This is a genomic window from Paraflavitalea speifideaquila, from assembly GCF_032395985.1.
Classification (GTDB): domain Bacteria; phylum Bacteroidota; class Bacteroidia; order Chitinophagales; family Chitinophagaceae; genus Paraflavitalea; species Paraflavitalea speifideaquila.
Genome location: NZ_CP135920.1, coordinates 3712373 through 3726157 on the forward strand (window position 1 = coordinate 3712373; position 13785 = coordinate 3726157).

General features: G+C 46.0%; 23 protein-coding genes and 1 pseudogene. 13 read left to right on the forward strand and 11 right to left on the reverse strand.

Annotation, left to right across the window (positions count from 1 at the left end):
- Positions 1–127: 127 nt before the first annotated feature.
- From RS881_RS25220 to RS881_RS25240, 5 genes are all read right to left on the reverse strand, one after another.
- Positions 128–601, reverse strand: a complete 474-nt coding sequence (locus RS881_RS25220) for an alpha/beta fold hydrolase (RefSeq protein ID WP_315823621.1) — start codon at positions 599–601, stop codon at positions 128–130.
- Complete coding sequence (locus RS881_RS25225; RefSeq protein ID WP_315823622.1) at positions 568–1107, reverse strand: alpha/beta fold hydrolase; 540 nt, start codon at positions 1105–1107, stop codon at positions 568–570. The genes RS881_RS25220 and RS881_RS25225 overlap by 34 nt, the downstream gene beginning before the upstream one ends.
- Positions 1108–1216: 109 nt before the next feature.
- Complete coding sequence (locus RS881_RS25230) at positions 1217–1753, reverse strand: hypothetical protein (protein WP_315823623.1); 537 nt, start codon at positions 1751–1753, stop codon at positions 1217–1219.
- Positions 1729–1932, reverse strand: coding sequence for a hypothetical protein (locus RS881_RS25235; RefSeq protein ID WP_315823624.1), 204 nt, complete (start codon positions 1930–1932; stop codon positions 1729–1731). Before RS881_RS25235 ends, RS881_RS25230 begins: the two co-directional genes overlap by 25 nt.
- Positions 1929–2081 (reverse strand): hypothetical protein, encoded by a 153-nt coding sequence (locus RS881_RS25240; protein WP_315823625.1) that lies wholly within the window; start codon positions 2079–2081, stop codon positions 1929–1931. Before RS881_RS25240 ends, RS881_RS25235 begins: the two co-directional genes overlap by 4 nt.
- 416 nt (positions 2082–2497) lie before the next feature.
- On the opposite strand from RS881_RS25240, the gene RS881_RS25245 reads away from it, so the two are divergent.
- The 6 genes from RS881_RS25245 (at position 2498) to RS881_RS25270 (ending at position 4582) form a co-directional block, all read left to right on the forward strand.
- Positions 2498–2806 carry a serine hydrolase gene (locus RS881_RS25245; protein ID WP_315823626.1) on the forward strand — a complete coding sequence of 103 codons (309 nt, stop codon included), beginning with the start codon at positions 2498–2500 and terminating at the stop codon, positions 2804–2806.
- A 34-nt stretch (positions 2807–2840) separates the two neighbouring features.
- Positions 2841–3212 carry a hypothetical protein gene (locus RS881_RS25250; RefSeq protein WP_315823627.1) on the forward strand — a complete coding sequence of 124 codons (372 nt, stop codon included), beginning with the start codon at positions 2841–2843 and terminating at the stop codon, positions 3210–3212.
- Between the two features lie 248 nt (positions 3213–3460).
- Positions 3461–3880, forward strand: a complete 420-nt coding sequence (locus RS881_RS25255) for a hypothetical protein (protein ID WP_315823628.1) — start codon at positions 3461–3463, stop codon at positions 3878–3880.
- Positions 3877–4023 (forward strand): hypothetical protein, encoded by a 147-nt coding sequence (locus RS881_RS25260; RefSeq protein ID WP_315823629.1) that lies wholly within the window; start codon positions 3877–3879, stop codon positions 4021–4023. The genes RS881_RS25255 and RS881_RS25260 overlap by 4 nt, the downstream gene beginning before the upstream one ends.
- Complete coding sequence (locus tag RS881_RS25265; protein ID WP_315824609.1) at positions 4014–4325, forward strand: terpene synthase family protein; 312 nt, start codon at positions 4014–4016, stop codon at positions 4323–4325. The genes RS881_RS25260 and RS881_RS25265 overlap by 10 nt, the downstream gene beginning before the upstream one ends.
- Positions 4322–4582 carry a hypothetical protein gene (locus RS881_RS25270; RefSeq protein ID WP_315823630.1) on the forward strand — a complete coding sequence of 87 codons (261 nt, stop codon included), beginning with the start codon at positions 4322–4324 and terminating at the stop codon, positions 4580–4582. The genes RS881_RS25265 and RS881_RS25270 overlap by 4 nt, the downstream gene beginning before the upstream one ends.
- A 103-nt stretch (positions 4583–4685) precedes the next feature.
- Here the strand turns inward: RS881_RS25270 and RS881_RS25275 are convergent, their stop codons facing one another.
- From RS881_RS25275 to RS881_RS25290, 4 genes are all read right to left on the reverse strand, one after another.
- A complete protein-coding gene (locus RS881_RS25275) occupies positions 4686–5129 on the reverse strand; it encodes a response regulator (RefSeq protein WP_315823631.1) in 444 nt (147 codons plus the stop codon).
- A complete protein-coding gene (locus tag RS881_RS25280) occupies positions 5087–6127 on the reverse strand; it encodes a sensor histidine kinase (RefSeq protein WP_315823632.1) in 1041 nt (346 codons plus the stop codon). Before RS881_RS25280 ends, RS881_RS25275 begins: the two co-directional genes overlap by 43 nt.
- Positions 6088–6327 (reverse strand): hypothetical protein, encoded by a 240-nt coding sequence (locus RS881_RS25285; protein WP_315823633.1) that lies wholly within the window; start codon positions 6325–6327, stop codon positions 6088–6090. Before RS881_RS25285 ends, RS881_RS25280 begins: the two co-directional genes overlap by 40 nt.
- A gap of 356 nt (positions 6328–6683) precedes the next feature.
- Complete coding sequence (locus RS881_RS25290; protein ID WP_315823634.1) at positions 6684–7145, reverse strand: Lrp/AsnC family transcriptional regulator; 462 nt, start codon at positions 7143–7145, stop codon at positions 6684–6686.
- Positions 7146–7282: 137 nt separating this feature from the next.
- Between RS881_RS25290 and RS881_RS25295 the strand changes: the two genes are divergently transcribed.
- The 5 genes and pseudogenes from RS881_RS25295 to RS881_RS25315 all read left to right on the forward strand — a co-directional run bounded on the left by RS881_RS25295 (position 7283) and on the right by RS881_RS25315 (position 10830).
- Positions 7283–7747 (forward strand): aminotransferase class V-fold PLP-dependent enzyme, encoded by a 465-nt coding sequence (locus tag RS881_RS25295; RefSeq protein ID WP_315823635.1) that lies wholly within the window; start codon positions 7283–7285, stop codon positions 7745–7747.
- On the forward strand, positions 7714–8391 hold the full coding sequence (locus RS881_RS25300) for an aminotransferase class V-fold PLP-dependent enzyme (protein WP_315823636.1): 678 nt from the start codon (positions 7714–7716) through the stop codon (positions 8389–8391). Before RS881_RS25295 ends, RS881_RS25300 begins: the two co-directional genes overlap by 34 nt.
- Before the next feature lie 188 nt (positions 8392–8579).
- Positions 8580–9643: pseudogene (locus RS881_RS25305) on the forward strand (pectinesterase family protein).
- A gap of 111 nt (positions 9644–9754) precedes the next feature.
- Positions 9755–10324 carry an MFS transporter gene (locus tag RS881_RS25310; protein WP_315823637.1) on the forward strand — a complete coding sequence of 190 codons (570 nt, stop codon included), beginning with the start codon at positions 9755–9757 and terminating at the stop codon, positions 10322–10324.
- The gene (locus RS881_RS25315) at positions 10237–10830 is read left to right on the forward strand and encodes an MFS transporter (protein WP_315824610.1); all 594 of its coding nucleotides are present in this window, start codon (positions 10237–10239) and stop codon (positions 10828–10830) included. The genes RS881_RS25310 and RS881_RS25315 overlap by 88 nt, the downstream gene beginning before the upstream one ends.
- A 410-nt stretch (positions 10831–11240) precedes the next feature.
- Here RS881_RS25315 and RS881_RS25320 read toward each other — a convergent pair whose 3' ends face one another.
- Together RS881_RS25320 and RS881_RS25325 are read right to left on the reverse strand one after the other, a co-directional pair.
- A complete protein-coding gene (locus RS881_RS25320; RefSeq protein WP_315823638.1) occupies positions 11241–11393 on the reverse strand; it encodes a hypothetical protein in 153 nt (50 codons plus the stop codon).
- A gap of 40 nt (positions 11394–11433) precedes the next feature.
- Positions 11434–11700 carry a hypothetical protein gene (locus RS881_RS25325; protein ID WP_315823639.1) on the reverse strand — a complete coding sequence of 89 codons (267 nt, stop codon included), beginning with the start codon at positions 11698–11700 and terminating at the stop codon, positions 11434–11436.
- Positions 11701–12026: 326 nt separating this feature from the next.
- Here RS881_RS25325 and RS881_RS25330 point away from each other — a divergent pair, with 326 nt between their 5' ends.
- Both RS881_RS25330 and RS881_RS25335 read left to right on the forward strand, forming a co-directional pair.
- Positions 12027–12914, forward strand: a complete 888-nt coding sequence (locus RS881_RS25330) for an MBL fold metallo-hydrolase (protein WP_315823640.1) — start codon at positions 12027–12029, stop codon at positions 12912–12914.
- Positions 12915–13216: 302 nt separating this feature from the next.
- Complete coding sequence (locus RS881_RS25335) at positions 13217–13783, forward strand: ABC transporter transmembrane domain-containing protein (protein ID WP_315823641.1); 567 nt, start codon at positions 13217–13219, stop codon at positions 13781–13783.
- The last annotated feature ends 2 nt before the right edge of the window (positions 13784–13785 follow it).

The following is a 13785-nucleotide window of genomic DNA, read 5'->3' on the forward strand; positions in this document are numbered from 1 at the left end:
GGCAGGATCATGAGTGGCATGGGAACATTCACCTTCCCCAATGAAAAGAATGGCAAACCCGGTATATTGCTTTGGGATATGCAAGTGGAAGAAGCCACGGATGCAGTAGACAAAAATGGCGAGAATATTATGAAGATAACCAGCAAAAAAGTGCTGCGTATACCTGGGATGGGGTAGCAGGAAAGCTCACACCAGTGAAGCAATAACTATTGCTTGCCCTTTGTAAAAAGCCCTGTAACAATTGATTCACTTCGTCAGGCTTCTCCAGGTTGAGCATGTGCGCTACCTCCTTGATGGTTACCCGTTGTGCTCCGGGTATATGCTTTTCCATATAATCTGAGCATTCCGTGATCAGGGGCAGGTCTTTATCACCGTCAATGATCAACACGGGCGCCTTGATCGTATTTAATCTTTTAATGGCGGGAGGATTGTATTGATACCGGGGCCAGCCTTCCATTTTATGCAGCCGTAGGTTGGCCAATGCCTTATTGTATACAAATTGCGATACCGGCGCCTGTAAACTGTCCTTACTCCGATAGATGCCTTCTGCCCATGCTTTGGTAAACTCTACAGCAGCCTGCACGGTATCCTTATTTTCCAAGGCTTTGAAAAACGTGTATCCCAGGCCATACTGACAGAATCCAATACATGCTCTTTTTCATACCCATTCAACCCTGCCGAGATCAGGAACACTTTATCCACCCGCTCCGGGTAATCGATGGCCAGGTCCAACGCCACCCCCGATCCCATGGAAAGCCCTGCTACGGAAGCCTTGGAGAGATGGAGGCTGTCCATCAATATCCTGATCACATCGGCCGATAAAATGATGGAATCCAATCCCATTGTTTTACCATGGAAGGGAAGGTCGGGCGTGATCACATCATACTTCGCCGACAAAGTTGCTACCTGTTTAGCCCACATCGTATGGTCCAACAATCCTGCATGCAACAATAGGATGGGGGAGCCGCTACCTGTACGGGTATAAAATACGGATAAATTGCCTGCCTGTACCGTGCCACTTGTTGCTTCACCTTGGTTAGTGGACTGACCACAAGCCATTCCCAAAACAATACCCGTAAATACAAGGAGTATAGGTAGCAATTTCATATTCCATCAATTTAAAGGGGAGGAGATATAATGTAGACTAAGTTACCATTCGCCGGATTGAAAAAGTATATATAAGAATTCGTTTCTTTCCGAAACCAGTTACCTGCAGTTATCCCACCCCCAATATCTTGGCGCTGCCCACATAGGGCGCCTGTCGCACGTAATCCGCCGACTCCATGATACCGTAGCAAATGCCTATGGACAACATCAGTGTAAAATCTGTATCAGGCGGTAAAACGCGCAAGCTGAGTTCCTGATCAATGGCAGGAGCCCCTTTCGTAATAGGATACCAGTTGGATTCGAAAACCTCGATAGGGATAGCTTTATATTCCCTGTTAGAAGGCTGATACACAATCTTGCTATAAAAAGCACTGTCAATTAACAATCCCGGATTGTAATTATACGTTTGGTCCTTCCTGCCATCGGGATAAAAGTCGGGCACCACGCCCCAGGTAATAACCAGCCTGAACATAGCATAATTATCGGGCGCAAATAGGTTGATGGCCGGTATCAGGGCAGGTATCTGCACCCTGACGGAACCCGTTTCCCGGCTAATGGTATACTCCACCGGGCTACGCACTACAGAATCGAAGAGTTTCTTTTTATTGAATGAGAACCCTTTTAATACAAGCGGGTTCGCCGACAACGGATGGTACGTTTGCCAATTTCGGCATGGGTATCCAACCGCTGTACTATCGTGAGCAAAGAAGCCAGCGGCCCCGAGATATTATAATCCGCCATCGGCAGTTGTGCATGAAGCACCCGGCGAATCCATTTACCCATTGTAGAGCGACCACTGAATTCAGCATTATTACGCCGGATCATGTGTAGGTCAGGATCTTTTTTGATCTTCTTTTGGAAGGCCCACCTGTTTCCCGCACAACGGTTCCTTCCACTCCACGCATTTTGTAATAAGACAGCCCTCCTAATTTACCCCGCAGGCCGTCGCCCAAGGCGCCATGTAATTTTGCCATAGTAGTAAGTTTTTTTGTGGTTAAGTGTATGTATGATCTATAGAACATACATAGTAAGTAGTATCTAAGTTAGGATATATATGAATAATATAAAATAATTATTATATAAATAATTCAGATATAAACCAGATCTTTGAGAGGTGGCTTATAGCTGGATTATCTCTGGTTTATCTATGGCTTATAACTAATTTATATTAGTGTATTCCAACTAGTTACAATACTGTATCCCAGAAGCATATATATACCACCCTCTAATTAGCAACCTGGAAGGAGGCGGATGGGTAGAATGGAACAGGAACTACTGTTGGCTCCACATTTGTAAGATTTTGAGCAGATTGACCATTAGCTATTCAGGGTAGGTGAATAGGTGTTACACATTGGGAACATTCCGCTCAATGGTATTTCACCCGCCAATTATGCCACCCGTAAATTACCCTTCCTGCATTACCTCGATTCCTTATAGCCTCGAATCAAAACAATACGTGGCCTTTTGTATACGCTTGTTGGAAAAAGAAGGCAGGCTCTCGCGGGATGATGATATCCGGAAATACCTGGATTATATGCCCAACTTTGGCCCCACCATCACCATCCGTCACCTCATTCACCATACCAGCGGTTTGCGCGATCAGTGGCAGTTACTGGCCAATGCAGGCTGGCAGCTGGATGATGTAATTACTCAGGAACATATTATCAAACTGGTAGCCAAACAAAAAATGGCTGCATAATTATGAAACCGGCACCGTAGGTGGGAAGGACCTGGTGGAAAAAATGTACCAGCAGGGCTTATTGAACGATGGCCGGAAGCTCAACTATGCTTTTGCACTGAACATGGGAAAATACAAAGGATGGAAACAGATAGGACATGGCGGTGCAGATGCCGGTGTTCGTACCTTTGTATGGCGGCGAAACGGAAGCTTCTATTCTATAACAGTTAAGGACAACCAGTTAACACCGGAACACCGAAAATATACCAGTGTACCTGTAAAATACATTGCGCCCGGCCAGTTTACCTGTCCTCATTGGTGGATGAACCATATCCGTTTCATCAGGAATACAAAAGGAGCAGTGCTAGCCTTTGAAGTGAATGCCGGCCGGGTACAATATTTGCGTTATGAAAAAGTGAAGCCATGACGGCCAGGCGCCTTAAACAACTACAAATTAAATATTACCTAATGTAAAACTTCTTCTCTTTGAAGTACACATATTCAGTTAATTTTTAGTTTGCTGAAACCACTTATTATTGTCATGGATTTGGTCAACTCTCCCCGTACCAATCCAATCCTTATTAAAGCTTTCAGACTAAACCAGGTCTTCCTGCATTGGTAACCCAGGCAAGAAGATTCGGCTATATATATCATTAATCATTAAACCTATTCATTATGCATCTTGAACATGCCGTTCAGGTGGCAGCAGCTGCCTGTACTTTGAATCGTATTCAAAGCGAATACCTGGAATTGAAAAACAACGCTACTACTTTTTCAATCCACGAACTGCTCAGCTCCGGGCACTTTAACTTAAATCAATTCTGCACAGCCTTTACGCCACATCCCAATGCACCGGGCCTTATTGCTAATGCGAAGGAGTATAGTGAACGTTATGGGATCTGGCTTCCCAATGCGGAGCAGTACATTACCTGTTGCATGTATTTATTTCCGCATGCTCCTTTGTACCGGATGTATCCGATTGTAAAGAATTGTGCCGTCGATTTTTACCTCAATGATGTGATGGGGCGCGAGGTATACCCCCGGCTATCCCAAGCCGAAAAAACAAGGCCGATGCGCTTAAAGACCGGCTGGTGAGTGTGGGGATTGACCTACAACCTGCTTTACAGCCTGGCCTGGTAGACACAGCCAACCTGGAAATGCTGAAAGAGATTGCCGAAACCTCTACCCCGAATGGTTTGAGCGCTTCCTGGGGTTTTACAATTACCACCTGGAAGTAGCCCATACCGATAGCAATGCCGCCGCACACGGCCGCCTGCTGACGGTGGAGGAGTACATCGAATTACGCTGTCATATCTCCGGCATGCCGCATACGGTGGCCCTGATTGAATATGCCGATGGCTTCCTGGACTGGCATGTCTTACGCGAGATTGGGGTATCAGAACTGCTTAACCAATTGAATTGGGCAGTGGCCCTGATTGGCTGTCTGATGAATGATATCTTTAGCTTTGAAAAAGAGGTTATTGACAACAATTGCGATTCCAACCTGATTGCGAGTATCGCCTTGAACCACCCGTATTGAAGTTAACAGGAGCTATCCGGCAGGCAGCTAAAATTGTGCTGAACCTATTGATTGAACAGGATTACCTGACCCGGCAGATCAGGGAGTCAATAGCCGCATCTACGCTGGCGCATCCTAAAGTAAGAGACCGGGTATACGCTTATTTAGAAGGAATAGAAAGATGTATACAGGCCGCCTGGAAATGGCAGGTATATACCCCCAGGTATAAAAGAACAGGATCTATCTGGATGGAAACTACCTTAAAGAATAGGGCATAATCCCTATGGAACAAAACAGTTGCGCCTTATTTGATAAGGCGTAACTGTTGCTCAATCATATTGCGCAACATGGTCAGCCGGAGCGGTTTTTCCAGCAGGCCATCTACGCCCGCATGGATAAACATTTCCCTGCTTTCTTTGAATAGGTTACCACTGACCACAATGATGGGAATGGTATTATTTTGCAGGCTACCGCGCACTGTTTTACAAAACCGAGTGCCTCGGTGAATTTGGGGGTGAAAGAATCAAGAAGTATTACATCAGGCTGCCGCAGCTTCAATACCTCGTTTGCCTGTTCTATGGAATTGGCTATGGAAACCTGACAACCCAGTATTCGCAGGTCATTTCCCAACCACTTGGCCTGTAACTTATCATCATCGACGAGTAAGATGGTAGGATTATCGTCCAACCTGGCAATGGAATCTGGTTCTTCAGGAAGAAAAGAAAAATTACTTGTGGGCACATTTTGGGTTCTATATAAGGGGAAGGTAACTGTAAAGCTGGTCAGTTCATTGGGAACTGATTCAAAAGTGATGCGACCAGCCATGGTACGTACTTTGGATTGAACAATGAAAAGCCCAAGCCCATTCCCCCTTCATCACCTACATGCCTGCCTTTCACAAAGGGTTCAAAGATCCGGCCCTTGATCTCTGACGGGATACCCTCTCCTTCATTGGTTACTTTCATTTGCCATTCAGTACGGAATGATTCAATACGCAGCAGGATATAAGAATTTTCATTGGAGTATTTGATCGCGTTGGTCAATAAATTAATGAGTATCTGACTCAAGTGCACAGGGTCGGTTTTAATGGTCTCCGGCATACCTGTAGCAAGAAAGCAACGGATCTTCAGGTTTTTGCGATTGGCCGCCAGTTGATAGGCATTTACAATATCGGTAAAATAGTCTTCTACTATTACCGTCTTTAATACCAACTGCTCCATTTTGCCCTCTTCAATTTCTGAATAGGACAGTGCTTTATTGATCAGGTCATTGGCATTGTCTGTTACCTGCATCATTAAAGCCGATAACTTGTCTACCTCTTTTCCTATGAGTGCATTATTATCTGCTTTGGATTTTAGCATATTGGCTACCTGCCGGCAAAGGGCCAGCGGCGATTTGAGATCATGTGTTACCTGGTTTACGTATAAGCGGTTATTCCTATTGGCCAGGGTGAGTTTTTTAACGGAATCGTTGCTGGCAACATAAGGCTTGGATACAATGATGATCAAAAGAAGAATTCCCAGTAATGAAAGTTCACGGAAAATAAGTCGTGTTTGGGGATCTAATGGCACAGGGTCAGCCCAGCCAAACTGGTTGGCAGCTTCCAGGAATACAAAAGAAACTATAGATAGCCAGAAACAGAATTGACGCAAACGGTATTGTTCTACAGGAAACAGGAGGTAAATGGTAGACATTAAGAATAATACCATCGGCAATAGCTCAACGATATTTCCCAACAGGAACCCGAAATAAATACAGGCTGCACATTGGGTAATATAGGTGGTTAGTGCCGCCCGCTCATGTTTTTCTGAGCACTGAACCATAAAGCCAACAAAATCAAGGAGAACTCCAGGGTAATTGGAATGATCACAGATAAGCGGAAGTATAAAGCAACGAATACGGAACCTACCGTCAGGATCAAAGCTGCCAGCGCCAGATTGATCATATTAATAGATGTCACTCTTCTGATTTGTGCTTCATCCTGTAGTCCTGCTGTTCCCAAACTAAGTAATTGCTTCAGCATAATAGTCGTTTTAAGTAAGTAACAGGTTAGAAATACATACAGTTTTAGGGTACATTAAAGGGTATTACAAATGGGCGCTGGCCCCGACCAGGGAGATCGTTCGCCCAACTACCATCATGTGGTGTACCTGTCCTATGGACTAGTTACTAAAATGTGAAACTGAGTTGGTCGGGTATATACGTTGCATCTACTATGCTAATATAAATAGAAAGCTATGGAACCAATGTTATATTATTTACCACAATATACATATCCTGCCCCAAAATACCCAGATGGGTGATTTTGGGGCCATTTTATGGTAGCTTTTAACCGCAACCTTTATTAAAACGTTTGAAAGAACCGGTTAACCATATATTTTATACATTTACTCCATACCGCAGTTTTACCTTATCCATCACTACATGGGTATAAAAATGCTTCAGGTTGGGATTATCCATGAGGTACTTCCGGGTAAAGGCCTCAAAATGTGCCATATCGGTGGTATTGACGATCAAAACAAAGTCATAGGTACCCGTTACATAATAACATTGTGACACTTCTACACATTCTACCATCGATTTCTTAAACTGGTCGATAAAAGCGGCATGCCCTTCCTGCAAGACCACATCGACCACGCAAACAATACCCATACCGGTAGCTGCCGGTGAAATGATGGACACATCGGCTTCAATGATCTTTTCCTCCCTCAATTTGGCAATCCTTCTTTGAACGGCACTGGGGCTCAAGCTGGCTTCCTTGCTCAGTTGTTCGGTCGTTAAGCGGTTATTCTGCTGAAGCAGGCGCAACAGCTTTTTATCGTATTCATCCAGCACATGCATAATTATCCCGTTTACCGGGTAAAAATAGCATAAATCATGCGCCATTTGTTGCAAAACGCGCAGATTGTTCAATAAGCTGCAGGTAATTTTACACGGTTAATAAGTAGTCAAATAATAAAGCCAAATAAAAGATAGCCATGAACAACAAACCTTCTTTTCAACTCCCGGCAGGCAGTGTATTTACACAGGAAGCAGTACAACAATTCAGGAATGAAACAACGGGTACGCAGCATGTCATTCACCTCAACAATGCAGGCGCCGGCCTGATGCCTGATATTGTGACCCTGGCACAGCTGCAACATATCCAGTTAGAGGCGCAAATAGGGGGCTATGAAGCCGCGGCCAGGAATGCCGGCCTGGTCCAGGCATTTTATGAACAAGCGGCGGGCCTTTTCCATACGCAACCCCATAATATCGCCTTTACCGCCAGCGCCACCGATTCGTATACCCGCGCCCTGTCGTCCATTCCCTTTGAAAGAGGTGACCTGATCCTCACCGATGCGGATGACTTTGTATCTAACCAGATCCAATTCCTCTCTTTGCAAAAAAAAGATGGGGCATACAGATCATGCATATCAACAATGCCCCTATTGGTGGGGTAGACCTGGACGACCTGCGCACAAAACTGCATCAATACCAACCCAAACTGTTGGCCATTACCCATATTCCCACCAACTCGGGCCTGGTACAACCGGTGGAGGAAATTGCCGGTATCTACCAAGCATATATCAACCGCTATCCTGGAAAGACCTGGTATATACTCGATGCCTGCCAATCGGCCGGACAAATGAAACTGGATGTACAAAAATTGCATTGTGATTTCTTAAGTATTACCTGCCGGAAATTCCTCAGGGGCCACGGGGTACGGGTGCCCTTTATATCTCCGATAAAGCCCTGCAAGCGGGATTGGAACCGCTGTTCATTGACATGCGGGGAGCCACCTGGACAAAAAAAAGACGCCTATGAACAACAGCCCGGCGCCAAAAGATTTGAAGACTGGGAATTTGCCTATGCTACGGTAGTAGGTACTACGGCCGCCATTGAATATTGCCGGGCCATTGGTGAAGAAAAGATCTGGCAGCAGGTACAACTAATGGCCAAGACTACCCGCGAAAAACTTGCCCGCCTCAATGGGGTGCGGGTATTGGACCGGGGGCCGCAACAGGGCGGGCTGGTCACTTTTACGGTGGCTGGAGGTGATCCGGTAAAATTGTCCATGAATTACTGCAACGTACAATCAATGTAGTACCCAGCTACCGCGCATTTGGCCTTCTTGACTTTGATGAAAAAGGCGTACAATGGGCAGTACGGGTTTCCCCGCATTATTATAATACATTAGATGAAATAGACACTTTCATAGGCGCGCTGCAGGAAATACTATAAAGTATTTTACCAATGGGATAAACTGTTTATAAAGTTTTTATCTTTATTGGCATGAAGCAGGTTATTGTTGTTATTGGTTTATTCCTGGTCTTTGGTCATCTACAGGCCCGGCAAACCGAATACCCAAGCACCATCACGGTGGCACAGGATGGCAGTGGTCAGTACAAAACCATTCAGGAAGCCGTGAATTCGGTGCGTGATCTGGCCCAACGAAGGGTGACCATCCATATCAAAAGGGCGTTTACCGCGAGAAAATAATCGTGCCTTCCTGGAAAACAAGTATTTCGCTGGTAGGTGAAAGCAGGGACAGTACCATCATTACCGGTAATGATTATTCGGGCAAACCGGTGCCTGGTGGAAAAGACGGATTGGGCAGGGATAAATTCAGCACGTATACTTCTTATACCTTATTGGTGGAAGGCAATGATTTTATAGCCGAAAACCTCACGATCGAAAATACGGCAGGGAGGGTAGGGCAGGCCGTGGCCCTGCATGTAGAAGCCGACCGGGTGATCATTAAAAATTGCCGCATACTGGGCAACCAGGATACCTTGTATGCCGCCAGGGAAAGCAGCCGTCAGTATTACCAGGATTGTTATATAGAAGGAACTACTGATTTCATTTTTGGCGAGGCAACTGCTGTATTTAAGCACTGTATGATTAAAAGCCTGGTCAATTCCTATATCACCGCAGCGGCCACCACTCAGCGCCAACCATTTGGATATGTATTGATCGAATGCCAGCTCATTGCTGATACGGCAGTTCAAAAGGTTTACCTGGGCCGTCCCTGGCGGCCGTATGCCAAAACGGTACTCATCCATTGCGAGTTGGGGGCCCATATCCTTCCGGAAGGATGGAATCCGTGGAAGGGAGATGCGATGTTCCCGGATAAAGAGAAGACCACCTTCTATGCCGAATACGAAAGCCGGGGACCTGGCGCCAATCCATCCGCCCGTCTTAGCTGGTCCAGGCAATTATCGACCAGGGAGGTCCACCAATATACATTGTCCAATATCCTGGGAGGCAGGGATGGTTGGGTTCCCATTGCCCCCGGTGATCAGTATTCCGACAAACTCAAGAATAGTTGGCCACCTGGTGCATACGGGATCCGGTAAGCAAATCGGTGAATGCCGTAAATACCCCTGTTAATTGACCTATTTATACCTTTTTTACTAGAAATTTTAGCATAGTTTTGCTGCGTCTTAGATCCAACTTAACACAACTCTATGCGTACATCCAACAAGGCAGCCATTGGCTTTATCTTTATCACCCTGCTTATTGATGTAATGGGATGGGGGCTCATTATTCCGGTAATGGCCGATCTTATAGCTCAATTAAAACACATTCCAGTCAACCAGGCCAGCACTTATGGGGCCCTGCTCTTATCTGTATTTGCAATCACCCAATTTGTATTTGCACCCGTCATTGGTAACCTCAGCGATAAATATGGCCGCCGGCCCATTTTGCTGTTTTCATTGTTGGGTTTTGGTATTGATTATATCATCCTGGCATTGGCCCCTACCTATGGCTGGTTATTTGTGGGCCGTGTGATTGCGGGCATTACCGGCGCCAGCTTTACAACAGCTGCTGCTTATATAGCCGATGTAAGTACGGATGAAACTACCCGGGCTAAAAATTTTGGCATGATCGGTGCTGCCTTTGGTTTGGGCTTTGTATTGGGGCCTGCACTGGGCGCCCTATTGGCCACCTGGGGTATCAGAGCGCCTTTTATGCCGCTGCTGCGCTTTGCCTGCTCAACTGTTTATATGGTTATTTCTTCCTGCCCGAATCATTAAGCAAAGAAAACCGCCGTGCTTTTGAATGGAAACGCGCCAATCCGTTTGGCTCCCTCAAGTTCCTGACCCGTCACCCGGAGATCGGTGGATTGGCTTTGAGTTTCTTCCTCATTTACCTGGGTAGCCAGGCGGTACAGGGCAACTGGAACTTCTTTACCATTTACCGCTTTAACTGGAGTGAAAAGATGGTAGGTATTTCCCTGGCTGTAGTAGGTGTATTGGTAGGAGCGGTACAAGGCGGTTTAACCAGGGTAGTCAATCCCCGGATTGGTAATGAAAAGAGCATTTACCTGGGGTTATCGCTGTACACACTTGGCCTGATCCTCTTTGCTTTTGCCACACAGACCTGGATGATGTTTGCCTTCCTGGTACCTTATTGCCTGGGTGGTATCTGCGGCCCTTCTTTACAATCTGTTATTTCGGGTCATGTGCCGGCCAACCAGCAAGGCGAACTGCAAGGCGCCCTCACCAGCCTGATGAGCCTTACCACCATTATTGGCCCCTGATCATGAATAGCACCTTTGCTTACTTTACCACGGATAAAGCGCCCTTTCATTTTCCAGGTATCCACTTTTTTGCTGGGCGCAGCTTGTATGTTAACCAGCATTATTATTACCTACAAGGTACTCAGTAAGGAGAAAAAGAGCATCCTGAATTGGTAGAAGTGATTGCAGGGAAGGGGAAACATGCCGATACGCCTGTACATTAATCATTACAAATAGCAAGCAATAAAAATTGCTTCCTTCAGGATCTCATTTTTAATGGTGTTGAATTTTCAAACGCCAAAACTATCCGGCAATTAGATTCCAGCCTATCACTCAAATAGCGTATTCTATCCACCACCAGGAGGGGTATCCACAAAAAAAATCACCGGCAGGACGCCGGTGAAAAGAATAAGATGGAAGAAAAATCACCATTAAGAAAACAGGCTGCTCAATTGTTGCTTGCTTTGTTGTAACCAGTTCTGCGTTGGTTTTACACCCGTTTCAAAATGATCGATGGTACGGATCTTAACGCAAATGGCTACCAGGTTGGAAGAATCACCTTCATTGTCCATAAGTCCATTCACTTTCGCTGCATTATCGACGATAGAAGCAGTACCAGTAATTTTATAAAATAAGGAATACCCTTTTAAAGAAATCAAGTTTGGCAGGTAATTCCTGGTCAAATTCAGTAAGCGCCTGGGAAGGTCGCTGGATCAGGAACCAGATACGGTTCTGGTCATCCATTTGTACATTATTGATGACATGTACAGGCAACTTCAGCAATGATTCATTTTCAGTAATAAAAAGTGCAGATCCCAGTGTCATGATCTGTTGCTTGATCAGGTTAGCAGATTCCAATGTCTCCGGTTGATTGTAAAATGTGGTACGCATAATGTCCTTGTCTTTTTAACTGTCCAGGTTAATGTTTTTGAAGTCCTTTTGTCCGTGAACATGCCAGAGAAGACAATGGCCATACCAAACTATAAGTAATTATAAGTTACCCAGTTATACTTTAAATAGGTTGAACTCCCTTCCCAAATCCGGAAGAAGTTTCCAAATAATCGCCGATTACGGAGTAATAAATGGATTGCGGGGTGGAAGAAAAGCCAATACGTGGATGGATGCTCAGGGACGTATTCCCGATTGCGTCTGCCGATTCATGTCCCCAACCTTCTGTCGATTTCGTTGTTCTCCTTCCAAAACCATTATTTTACGGTATGAGTGTATTGCAACCTGCCCGTAAAGAGGGCAAAAAATTCCTCAATCCGGTGCCTACAACGGTATCTTCCGGCAGCATCGGCAAGATCCTGGGCGCTTACCTGTTCAATAAAAATGAATCATTTCCCAGGCACCTGCCGGGGCCCTTTCATACGGATACTGCAGTGTATGCCACGCCACCGGTATCCGGACTGCGGATCACCTGGATAGGTCATTCCTCCCTACTTATAGAGATAGATGGGCTGCGCTTGTTGACCGATCCTGTTTGGAGCAACCGTGCTTCTTTTTCGGCTTTTATAGGGCCCAGGCGCTTTTTTGCGCCTCCCATATCCCTCAAAGACCTGCCGCCCCTGGATGCCATCATTATTTCGCACGACCATTATGATCACCTCGATGCGGCTACCATCCGCTGGTTTGCTCATAGCCAGGTGCCATTTTATTGCTCCCTTGGGGTAGGGCAATATTTACAGCAATACGGGATAGGGGCCCAACGCATTACTGAAATGGACTGGATCAGTCAGGTGGCTATTGGAGGGAGTGCCACGCTTACGGCCCTTCCTGCCCGGCATTTTTCGGGCAGGGGGCTGCTCAACAGGTTCCAAACCCTCTGGTCATCCTTCGCCATCCGTACGGGCCGCCACCATATTTACTATGGTGCTGATTCAGGCTGGTATACCGGGTTTGCCGAAATAGGGCAGGCCTATGGGCCCTTTGACCTTACCCTGCTGGAAATAGGCGCCTCCAATTTTTATGGCCCGATATCCACATGGGGCCCATTCATGCGGCCGAAGCTCACCTGGCACTGCAAGGCAAACTGCTCATGCCCATTCACTGGGGTACTTTCAACCTGGCCCTTCATGGCTGGAAGGATCCCATTGAAACGCTGATCAAAATAGCAGGGGAGCAGCGGATCCCACTTTTGCACCCCGGCCCGGGGAACCGGCCACGGTTACAGGAGCGCCGTACGTAAATCATTGGTGGGAAAAGGCCAGTGGTTAGTAGTAAATGGCTAGTGGGGAAAACCAATCGGCCATTTATTATGCTACTCAGCTTGTTAAAAATCAATTCCTGGCAGCCACTCACCATTCTCCATTATCTTTGCAACCGCACTGGAGTCAGCATTTTATCCTTTCTAAAATATCAGCTTGAAGCATCTCAAGGCCATTAATAAATATTTCTGGAAATACCGGTGGAGGTTGGGACTGGGTATCCTTTTATTGTAGTATCCAACTACTTTGCCATCCTGGCGCCCCAGGTTACCGGCTATGTATTTGAAGTAGTACAACGTTCGCTGGGTGTAATAGGAAAAGAAAAGTTCCATCCCGAATACGATTGGTTGGTAAACTGGTTCATTCGTTTTGCCGAACAATACAAAGGCATTTCCGTAGTAGCGCTCTGTGGTGTTACGATCCTGGTATTGGCCCTCATACGCGGCATCTTCATGTTCCTGATGCGGCAAACCATCATTGTAATGAGCCGCCATATTGAATTTGATCAAAAGAACGAAGTATTCCAGCATTATTTGAAACTGGATATCAATTTTTACAAAACCCACAATACCGGCGACCTGATGAGTCGCATATCCGAAGATGTGAGCAGGGTGCGCATGTTTACCGGACCTGCCATCATGTATTTGATCAACCTGATCACCCTTATCGGGCTGGCCCTTTTTTACATGATCAAAAAGATGCGGAACTCACGCTTTATGTATTTGCCCCCTGCCCATACTGGCCATCACCATTTACCTGGTAAATAACA

Coding starts and splice junctions, on each gene's coding strand:
- RS881_RS25295 (WP_315823635.1), top strand. CDS start 7,283: ATGAACAACAAACCTTCTTTTCAACTCCCGGCAGGCAGTGTATTTACA.
- RS881_RS25325 (WP_315823639.1), bottom strand. CDS start 11,700: ATGCGTACCACATTTTACAATCAACCGGAGACATTGGAATCTGCTAAC.
- RS881_RS25285 (WP_315823633.1), bottom strand. CDS start 6,327: ATGCTGAAGCAATTACTTAGTTTGGGAACAGCAGGACTACAGGATGAA.
- RS881_RS25330 (WP_315823640.1), top strand. CDS start 12,027: ATGAGTGTATTGCAACCTGCCCGTAAAGAGGGCAAAAAATTCCTCAAT.
- RS881_RS25240 (WP_315823625.1), bottom strand. CDS start 2,081: ATGGCAAAATTACATGGCGCCTTGGGCGACGGCCTGCGGGGTAAATTA.
- RS881_RS25290 (WP_315823634.1), bottom strand. CDS start 7,145: ATGCATGTGCTGGATGAATACGATAAAAAGCTGTTGCGCCTGCTTCAG.
- RS881_RS25310 (WP_315823637.1), top strand. CDS start 9,755: ATGCGTACATCCAACAAGGCAGCCATTGGCTTTATCTTTATCACCCTG.
- RS881_RS25255 (WP_315823628.1), top strand. CDS start 3,461: ATGCATCTTGAACATGCCGTTCAGGTGGCAGCAGCTGCCTGTACTTTG.
- RS881_RS25275 (WP_315823631.1), bottom strand. CDS start 5,129: ATGGCTGGTCGCATCACTTTTGAATCAGTTCCCAATGAACTGACCAGC.
- RS881_RS25280 (WP_315823632.1), bottom strand. CDS start 6,127: ATGGTTCAGTGCTCAGAAAAACATGAGCGGGCGGCACTAACCACCTAT.
- RS881_RS25235 (WP_315823624.1), bottom strand. CDS start 1,932: ATGATCCGGCGTAATAATGCTGAATTCAGTGGTCGCTCTACAATGGGT.
- RS881_RS25245 (WP_315823626.1), top strand. CDS start 2,498: ATGCCACCCGTAAATTACCCTTCCTGCATTACCTCGATTCCTTATAGC.
- RS881_RS25225 (WP_315823622.1), bottom strand. CDS start 1,107: ATGAAATTGCTACCTATACTCCTTGTATTTACGGGTATTGTTTTGGGA.
- RS881_RS25300 (WP_315823636.1), top strand. CDS start 7,714: ATGCATATCAACAATGCCCCTATTGGTGGGGTAGACCTGGACGACCTG.